Genomic DNA, 6,976 nt, shown 5'->3' with positions numbered 1-6,976 from the left:
CAAGGGCGCTGCCATCTGTTGTGTTGTAGTCAACGGTAATGTCCGTTTGGCTAGGATTGCTCAGTTGCACCGTGAAGATGGCGTTGGTCGTCGTCGTCGCGTCACCTTCGAGTACCGATGTTCCCAAGATGGCGATCGCTGGCTGAGGATCATCGTCAACAATCGTGCCAATGGCGATGTCGGCCCCATCTACCAAGGTGGCACCACCGCCGTTGGGGGCAGAAAGGGTCACACTGAAGGTTTCATCGCCTTCATTGGCACCATCGCCGTTCACGGTGATCGTGATCAACTGCTCGATCTCACCCGCCGCGAAGGTCACAGTGCCGCCAAGCACAGGCAAATAATCGTCTCCGCCAGCCGCCACAGCGCCACCTGTACTGGTGGTGATATTGGCGGTGGTGTAGTTAACCGTCACCGCTTCCTGACTGGGGTTGGTCAAGCTCACCGTGAACACGGCATTGGTGGCTTCATTGATAGCGCCTTCGGTGACACTGGTACCCAGGATGGCGATCGCGGGTGGCCCATCATTATCGACAATGGTTCCCACACCTGTCCCATCTGCAATGCCTCCCCCCGCCGACGTGCTGGTGAGATTCACGTTAAAGGTTTCAGAGCCTTCAGCCGCGTCGTCCCCATTGACCGTGATGGTGATCAACCGTTGAGTTTCGCCTGCTGTGAAGGTCAGAGCACCATCCACCACCGGCTCAAAGTCACCCTCACCGGCCGCTATATCTCCCCCAGAGCTAGCCGTACCGTCTGCGGTGCTGTAGGTCACCGTCACATCGTCCTGGCTAGGATTACTCAGGCTGACGGTAAAGATAGCGTTGCTGGTGTCACCAAGATTTCCCTCCAACACCGAAGCATTAGAAATGGCGATCGTTGGCGGATTATCATTGTCGATAATGGTGCCGGTGCCGGGATTGTTACCCAGGCTTGGGCCCCCAGTCACCCCACTCAGCAGCACATCGAAGGTCTCGTCCAGTTCATCCACACCATCCCCATTCACAGTGATCGTGATGAACTGCTGAGTTTCACCGGCGGCAAAGGTCAGAACACCATCGACCACAGGCTGATAGTCATCAAGGCCCAGTGCGCCATTGCCACCGGCTATGGCCGTCCCATCGTTCGTGGTGTAGGCTACCGTTACCTCAGCCTGATTCGGATTGCTGAGGCTAACGGTAAACACCGCCGTGCTGATGTCCCCCGTGTTGCCTTCCAAGACTGTGGCATTGCTAATGTTCACCACCGGCACATTGTCATTATCTAGGATGGTGCCGATGCCCAACCCGTCATCTAGCGTCGCGTTGGTGGTGGGGTTGATCAACGTAATGCTGAAGGTTTCATCCAGTTCGTTGACATCATCGCCATTCACGGCGATCGTGATCAACTGTTGGGTTTCACCGGGCGCAAAGGTCAGCGTGTTGCCCAACACGGGCACATAGTCATCGCCACCGGCTGCCCCGTTGTCTCCGGTACTGGTTGTAATATTTGCCGTGCTGTAGTCAACGGTGACTTCCGTCTGGCTGGGATTACTCAACTGGACGGTGAAGATGGCAGCGGTGGTGTTGCCACTATTTCCCTCGGTGACCGATGTATCTAAGATGGCGATCGCTGGCTGATCATCATCATCCAAAATAGTGACCGTGCCAGAACTAGCCGTGCCATCTAGGGTAGCTCCTCCTCCAGTGACACCGTTCAGGACGACATTGAAGGTTTCTGCATCCGGCTCGTTCGTATCATCCCCATTCACCGTCACCGTGATCAACTGCTGGGTCTCACCCGGTGCAAAGACCAGTACCCCATCTACCCCATCAACGATAGGACTAAAATCTGCTGTCCCCGCATTCAACTCTCCGTCGGAACGGGCGGTACCATCGTTCGTGCTGTAGGTGACGGTCAGTTCCGTCTGACTGGGATTGCTCAGTTGCACTGTAAAAACGGCAGTGGCTGTCTCGCCGCTATCCCCTTCATTGACGGTGACAGCATTGTTGAGAAGGGCGATCGCTGGTGGCCCGTCGTTATTAACAATCGTGCCCGTGCCCACTCCGTTGCCCACCGTTGCGCCCGTGGGCGTGTTGAGGGTCACGGTGAAGGCTTCATTCCCTTCATTCACGTCGTCCCCATTCACAGCGATCGTGATCAATTGCTGGGTTTCACCGGGGGCAAAGACTAAGGTTTCGTCGATGACTGGAACATAATCGCTACCGCCCGCTGCAACAACACCGCTTGAACTGGCGGTGCCATCCCCGGTGCTGTAGGTGACGGTGACCTCAGATTGACTGGGGTTGGTCAGTTGTACCGTGAAGACAGCATTGGTCGTTTCCCCACTATTGCCCTCCACCACCGATGTATTCAGGATGGCGATCGCTGGCTGAGCATCATCTTCAAGCAGGGTGCCGGTGACCTGTGGGGTGCTGAGGGTCGAACCATTGCTGGGGTTGCTGAGGTTGAGGACAAAGGTTTCATTGACCCCGTCTTCAAAGGTGTTGTCTCCGTTGACCGTCACCGTCAGGCGTTGGATTGTCGAGCCAGGCGTGAAGGTTAACAGGCCGGTTCTGGGCTCATAGTCCGCTGTCCCAGCCTCAATCTCACCACCGCTCTCCGCCGTCCCGTCTGCCGTCGCATAGGTAACCGTGACGGGCGCTTGGCTAGGGCGATCGAGGAGAAAGGTAAAAACGGCCCCAGGTGAATTACCCAAGGCACCTTCATTCACCGTCACATCCTCAACGAAAATGACGGGGGCCGGATCATCATTGAGGATGGTGCTTGTTCCCACAGAACTGCCGCCTGTGAAGGTGGCATTGTCTGCACCCGGATCTAGCGATAGCTGTAGCGTTAAGGTTTCATTAGTTTCGAAAATCTCATCCGCCGTCGTTGGTACAACCACGGTAAGCTGCGTTTCCCCCGGTGCAAAGGTGAGGCTGCCTTGGGTTGCGGTATAGTCGTTATCGCCGTCAGGCTCAGGCGTTAGGGCTTCAGCGATCGCTGTTCCATTCACCGTGGTGTAGTTAATGACAACGGGGGTGGTGCCCTCCCGCGACAACTGCACGATAAAGGCGAGATCCGTACCCTCCGCTTGGCTATCGCCCAGCACCGTCACAATCGGCACACCGTCATTATCCCGAAGGGTCACCACACCTTGAGTGATGCCATCATTCAGGTTGACGCTGCCAGGCACTGGCGTACCTGTGAGGTTCACGAAAAACTGCTCGTTGACCTCTTCCACCACATCATCCACAACGGTGATGGTGAGCAGTGTGGAGGTTGTGCCCGCCACAAACGATAGGGTGCCCGCGCGCGGATTATAGTCTCGGGTACCGTCAATCACAGTCCCTGTGCTGACAGCCGTATCATCAGCCGTCGTATAGGTCACCCGAGTGAGCGCATCACTGGCATTGCTGAGGGTCACCTCTAGCACCGCTGTTCCCGCATCTTCAAGAACCGTGAGGCTGTTAATGCTCACCACCGGGGCCAGCTCATTATCGGTAATGCTGACCGTACTGATGCGATTTGGGCCAAGCTCTACCCCATCTCCGCTAGGATTACCCGTGACGCTAAAAATCTCTAGGGAAAAGGTTTCGGGGACGCCATTTTTCTCATAGATATCGTCATCAAGGATGGTAATTTCAATGACTTTTTGGGTTTCTTGTTCCAGAAACACAAGAGAGGGTGTGTCGGGGAAGAAATAGTCTTCTCCATCGGTGGCGGTGCCGTTGTTGAGGGTATAGTTCACCGTAATCTGCCCCGCAGCAGGGCCGCTTAAGCCGACGGTGAAGCGCGCCACCGCACCCACTCCTTCCGTGACCTGCACCCCTGTATTGAGCAGATTGACCACCGGTGCCGGATCATTATCCGTAATATTGCCAAAACCATTCAGGATGGAATTGGTCGAGTCAGCCCCAGAGACAATTGAGAGATCAACGGAAAAAGTTTCACTTTCAAAGGGATCACCATCACGTGCCTCGTCAAGATCATCATCAATGATCGGAACGGTGATAAAGGCTTGGGTGCCTCCCGATGGAATGGTGAGCCGCCCCGACACAGCCGTATAGTCTTCACCAGCGGTTGTACTAAAGTCATTGGTAATAAAGTCCAGCACCACCGGAGCTATGGCCGGCTCCGACAAGGTCACGATGAAGACAGCATCGCCCACATCTTCTGCCACGGTGAGGTCGGAGATGCTGACAGTGGGGATGAGGCAGTGGGGATAGATCTGTTGGGTGGCAGGGTTGACCACAACGGACGTATGCACGGCCCCTAGGGTGACATCGAGATCCCAGGTGCCGCCTAGGGATGGATGACCAATCGGGGTCGTGGAGGCGGCAATATTTGCCCCCGTTAGAACCTGCAGTTGACGGATAAACCCATATCCCGTCACGCCGTCAGCCACCTGGCAGCCGTAGATCAAGATATCGGCCTGGGACGCTAGGGCCGTAGACCAACGCTGCAGCGATCGCCCGTAGCGACCTAGGGTGCTGGTGGTGAGGAGACTATGGCCCAGATGCAGTTGGCCGCGATCGCCATGGGTGATGATGTGAAGTCCTTGGATCTGTCGATGGTAGTGTTGCAACAGATCCGTGATCTGCTCAATTCCATCCTGCTGGGGATGGAGCACATACACCACCACGCCAGGTCGTAGGCCATCGATCAACTGCCCATAGTCTTGAACCGATGGATCAATGACGAGCAACTCCAACACATTAGAGGCGATCGCTGATGGAGGTAGACCAGAAGCGATCGCACCGGACTGCGTCAAATCATCCCGAAAGTTAGTCATGGCGGCACCAAATACTACGTTGACCTACCCCTAGGGCATACAGATTACAGGCAAACAGCAAGCATCAAACCAAGCATTCCTAATCCTACAGATGCAACTAGCATCCGAAGTTTCTACAGGGCGAACTACAGCCTAAGTGAACCACAGCCTAAGAGTATGGCTCAAATAGTCCTGACCTGCACCCTATAGACCTGTAAAAGAGAGAACAATGAGAAACTCGTTCTCCACACCCCAAAACATATAAACCAGACCAACGCTAGCGATCGCCCATGGTCTGGCCAGTCTTTCCAGCAAGCTCCTCAAATGCACCTGAGGTCATCCGCAGCCTGTCCATGTCTGCTACACCCTCTAACAAGTCATCCCTGACACCGAACTGACTCAATAGAACACGAAACATCAATAAGCGACAACATTCTCCCCTAGGCTGCTGAGCACAAGAGGGCAAACGGCGATATATGGTTTGACCTAGACCATGAATTGATCAGAGAGCACAGCCAACTTAGGGGGCTGATGTAGACTTATCCACTCCATCAGAGGTATCCCTGTCGTTCATTCATCCTCATGTTGATGACCGCATTCACCGATCCAGTTGTGACTCTAAAGCTTTCAAGACAAACCCTATCCCAGCCTTGTAGTTAAGAACGCTGGGACAAGACATGACATACTGCCAGCCCTAGCCTAGGGAAGAACTCACCCGTGATGGCGCTGGTCTGCAGCCGTCTTGCTTCTGTCCAAAAAACAGAACAGTATTAGTCTGCCCTCTTTTTTCTGAAAGACGACATCAGTCAGAAACTTTTACTGAGGATTAGGCGGAACTTGGCGAATTTCGTCGAGCTTAGTCCGCACCGTTTGAATATCTTGCCACATCAGCCACTTGGGACTGCCTTTATCACGGGAGGCGTTGCGCAGGAGGTAGGCAGGATGGAAGATGGGCATACAGAGACGATTCTCCCACTCCAACCACTGCCCGCGAATTTTGGTGATGCCGCGCTTATCGCCAATCAGTCCTCGCACCGACGATGCGCCGGTGAGCAAGATAATTTTGGGATCCACCAGGCGAATCTGCTCTAGCAAATAGGGGCGGCAAGCGTCCATCTCAGTGGCAGTGGGGGTACGGTTGCCCGGTGGACGGCATTTAACGATATTGGAAATATAGACATCTTGCTGGCTATCGATGTTAACGGCGGCCAGAATTTTTTCCAGCAACTGCCCCGATCGCCCCACAAACGGCTGCCCGGCTTCATCCTCATGCTGTCCTGGCCCCTCACCCACAATCATGATGGGGGCCTTAGGATTGCCCCGCCCCACCACGGCATGGATGCGAGTTCCCCCGAGTTCGCAGCGCTGACATTGGCGACAATGGTGCCCCAAGGTCTCCAAATCGGTATAGGTGCCGGGGGGAATAGAGACTTTGGCACTGGTGGGAATGCGATCCACATCCACGGAGGGCGGCGGCGCTGGGGTGGAGAGGAGATCGAAGAGTGGGATTTGTTCAGGGTCGGACATGGTTTGGGTAGAGCCGCATGATACCTACAAGATGGAAAACGAAGGACGCCGATCGCCTTGGTTAACCTATCTTATAGATTTTAAGGCGATTCGCGAAAAAGCTCGGAACAACGGCTAACGTCCCAGGGGCGATCGCCCCTAGGGCTGATTTTTGTCTAGTTGCTGCCCGCTCCCTGCTTAAAGGGCAAATCTTGGTTAATGCCGTCAATTTCTTGCTGTTCTAGCTCATTGGCTTGGCGCATATAGGCGCTGAGAATCGGCAGGAGGCGATCGCTGTAGATGCGGTGTAGGGAATAGTTGGGCGTAGCCGGAAAGCCCCGCCGCTTTTTGTGTCGGCCACCTGCGCCTGGATCAAAGGTTTGGATACCTTGAGCGATCGCCCATTCAATCGGAGCATAGTAGCAGGCATTAAAATGCAGGCAGTCAAACTCTTGAAACGACCCCCAGTAGCGACCGTAAAGCTGATCGCCCTTGTTGAGGCAAAAGGACATGCCCATGGGCTTGCGGGGATCTTGGTCATTGAAGGCGGCTACCAACACCACTCGATGGCGATAGTCGTGGTGGAGCTGCTCAAAAAATTGCCGCGTGAGGTACTTACTGCCCCACCAACCAAACTTATCGCAGGTATCGGCGTAGAAGTCATACATCAGCGAGAGCAGCGGCTTGGTGATCTGCTCTCCTGTAAGGATCTGC

3 protein-coding genes are annotated in these 6,976 nt (G+C 54.7%); all 3 read right to left on the bottom strand.

Going from position 1 to position 6,976, the window contains the following annotated elements; translation table 11 throughout:
- Window positions 1-4,777: Calx-beta domain-containing protein (locus V6D20_21380; protein ID HEY9818334.1), on the bottom strand; the 4,777-nt coding region annotated here is incomplete at its 3' end.
- Between the two features lie 795 nt (window positions 4,778-5,572).
- The gene (locus V6D20_21375) at window positions 5,573-6,283 is read right to left on the bottom strand and encodes a uracil-DNA glycosylase (protein HEY9818333.1); all 711 of its coding nucleotides are present in this window, start codon (window positions 6,281-6,283) and stop codon (window positions 5,573-5,575) included.
- Window positions 6,284-6,438: 155 nt separating this feature from the next.
- The coding region (locus V6D20_21370) for a GNAT family N-acetyltransferase (GenBank protein ID HEY9818332.1) at window positions 6,439-6,976 on the bottom strand (538 nt) is incomplete at its 5' end.

This window comes from Candidatus Obscuribacterales bacterium, assembly GCA_036703605.1.
Taxonomy (GTDB): Bacteria; Cyanobacteriota; Cyanobacteriia; order RECH01; family RECH01; genus RECH01.
The sequence above is the reverse complement of the archived record's forward strand: the minus strand, read 5'-3'. Positions and strand labels throughout refer to the sequence as shown.

Coding starts and splice junctions, on each gene's coding strand:
- V6D20_21375 (HEY9818333.1), bottom strand. CDS start 6,283: ATGTCCGACCCTGAACAAATCCCACTCTTCGATCTCCTCTCCACCCCA.